Annotated in this window: 2 protein-coding genes and 1 pseudogene; 1 reads left to right on the top strand and 2 read right to left on the bottom strand. The window is 70.3% G+C overall.

Going from position 1 to position 2,340, the window contains the following annotated elements; translation table 11 throughout:
• Window positions 1–390 (top strand): annotated as a pseudogene (locus tag DSP71_RS24170) (ABC transporter ATP-binding protein); the annotation flags it as partial.
• Window positions 391–417: 27 nt separating this feature from the next.
• Here DSP71_RS24170 and DSP71_RS17170 read toward each other — a convergent pair.
• Both DSP71_RS17170 and DSP71_RS17175 read right to left on the bottom strand, forming a co-directional pair.
• Window positions 418–1,191 carry an SDR family NAD(P)-dependent oxidoreductase gene (locus DSP71_RS17170; protein ID WP_113681673.1) on the bottom strand — a complete coding sequence of 258 codons (774 nt, stop codon included), beginning with the start codon at window positions 1,189–1,191 and terminating at the stop codon, window positions 418–420.
• A gap of 25 nt (window positions 1,192–1,216) precedes the next feature.
• The gene (locus DSP71_RS17175) at window positions 1,217–2,164 is read right to left on the bottom strand and encodes a glycosyltransferase family 2 protein (RefSeq protein ID WP_113681674.1); all 948 of its coding nucleotides are present in this window, start codon (window positions 2,162–2,164) and stop codon (window positions 1,217–1,219) included.
• Window positions 2,165–2,340 lie beyond the last annotated feature (176 nt).

Below are 2,340 nucleotides of genomic sequence, written 5' to 3' on the forward strand. Positions count from 1 at the left end.
GTGGTGCAGGAAGCGCTCGACGAGGCCGCGAAGGGGCGCACGACGCTCTCCATCGCCCACCGGCTCTCGACCGTGATGGGCGCGGACGTGATCCACGTGCTCGAAGCGGGGCGCATCATCGAGTCCGGCACTCACTCCGAGCTGCTGGCGCTCGGTGGACTCTATGCCGAACTCGCGGCTGAGCAGGTGGCGGCGTCGCGGGTGCTCGACACCGAGGCAGCGGTCGAGGAGGCGGTGACGGGCGGCGCTTCGGCTCCTCTCGCTGAGCGCCGCGCCGACAGAGCACCTGCCGATTCCGCTGGCGAAGACGCCGTCGCGACCATCACCGCCGCTGTGCCGCTGCTGGCCGAGCCGAGACCCGACGAGCGGGTCTACCCGCCGGGGCCCTGAGCAGTCTCAGGTCAGTGCAGTCTCAGGTCAGTGCACCGACAGCCCGCCGTCGACGAACAGCGAGTGACCGGTGACGTAGCCCGATCCTGCCCCGGCCAGGAACACCGCCGCACCCGCGAAGTCGCTCGGCAGACCGTTGCGTCCGATCATCGTGCGGGCCGCGAGCTCGGCGACCTTCTCCGGGTCCTGTTGCAGGCGGGCGTTCAACGGCGTGAGCACGAACCCCGGCACCAGCGTGTTGCTCGTGACGCCCGTCCCGCCCCAGGCCTCGGCCTCCGAGCGCATGAGCGACTCCACGGCACCCTTCGACGCACCGTACACACCGCTGCCCACGAAGGCCCGGTGCGCCTGCTGGGAGCTGATGTGGATGAGGCGGCCGTATCCGCGTGCGGCCATGCCCTTCGCGAACTGCTGGCCGAGCAGGAACGGTGCGAGCGCGTTGACCGTCATCGTGGCGTCCCAGTCTTCTTCGGTGATGTCGGGGAAGGGCGGCCGGATGTTGATGCCTGCCGAGTTGACGAGGATGTCCGGTTCCCCGAAGGGCTCGACAGCCGCTGCGGCGACGGCGTGGATTCCGTGCCTCGTGCTGAGATCGCCGACGACACCGATCGCCCGGCAGCCGAGCGCACGCAGCTCATCGACGGTCTCGCGGATGCGTTCCTCACCGCGGGCGACCACGACCGTGGCCGCGCCGGCACGAGCGAGCGCGGTGGCGATCCCTCGACCGATGCCGGAGCTGCCGCCCGTCACGACAGCGGTGCGTCCCTCGAGGGAGAACAGCGAAGAGAGGTAGTCGTTCATGTGTCCGCCGATCGGTGGTCCGCCCTCACCAGGCGAGAGCCGCGGCGAGGGAGGGGTCTGGAGTGGCATCGGCGAACTCGGGGAGTGCCCGGAGCTCGGCGATGAAGGCGTCGACCTCGGCGGCGTATGCCGGGTCGGTGTGCTGCTCCGCGATGTCGAGGAGTGAGGGGATGTCCATGGCGAGGATCAGCTCGATCCGCGCTACGACCGAGGCACGTGCGCCGGCGTCGTGCAGCACGCGGATGCCGCCGCGCAGAGCTGCCAGGTAGTCGCGCACTACGGGGAGCCGACCTTTGCCCTGGGTGATCGAGGTGCCGTCGGCGCGGAGACGCCAGTGCACGACCACATCCGGGATGACGTCGAACGCCCGTGCGCGGGTGTACATCTGCTGGGCGACGATCTGGTCCTCGTAGGCGACGCCCTCCGGGAAGCGGAGATCCTGCCAGAAAGGAGTGCGACTCAGCTTCGACCAGGCGACGATGTTCGACACCGCCCGGGGATGTGCGGTGAGCGTGGTGCCCAGCCTCTCCGGGGAGGTGGCCGCGGATACCCAGGGCTGCACGCGACCGGCGAGGTACGCATCTCCCTGAGGGCGTGCGCGCACGTAGGCTCCGGCGACGAAATCGCTTCCGGTCCGTTCGAGTGTGTGCGTCATCCGGGCGAGGGCGTCCGGCCGCAGTTCGTCGTCGCCGTCGAGGAAGCCGAGGTAGGGGGTGTCCACCAGGGCGAGACCGGCATTGCGGGCGGCGCCGAGGCCACGGGAGGCGTCATTGCGGATCGTCGTGAAACGTCGGTCAGCGGAGGCCGCGTCATCGAAGATCGCGCCCGTCTCGTCGGTCGAACCGTCGTCGATCAGGATCGCCCGCCAGCGGGGTTCGGTCTGTGCGCGGAGCGAGTCGAGCGCAGCGGGGGCGAAGGCGGCGATGTCGCGTCCGGGGACGATCAGCGTCACGATCGGGGCGGAGGCAGTCACGTGCCGAGTCTATGGCCGGGCATCAGCCCCGGGCCGCGCGCACGGATTCCGCGACGAGCGCCGCCAGGCGCTCGGGAGCGTCCGTGGCCAGCTCCTCGCGACCGAACGTGAAGCGCACCGACGTCTGTGCGACCTCGGGTGCGATTCCGCAGGCGAGCAGCACGTGCGAGGGGTCG

The sequence above is a fragment of the Microbacterium sp. H6 genome (assembly GCF_003314775.1).
Taxonomy (GTDB): Bacteria; Actinomycetota; Actinomycetes; order Actinomycetales; family Microbacteriaceae; genus Microbacterium; species Microbacterium oxydans.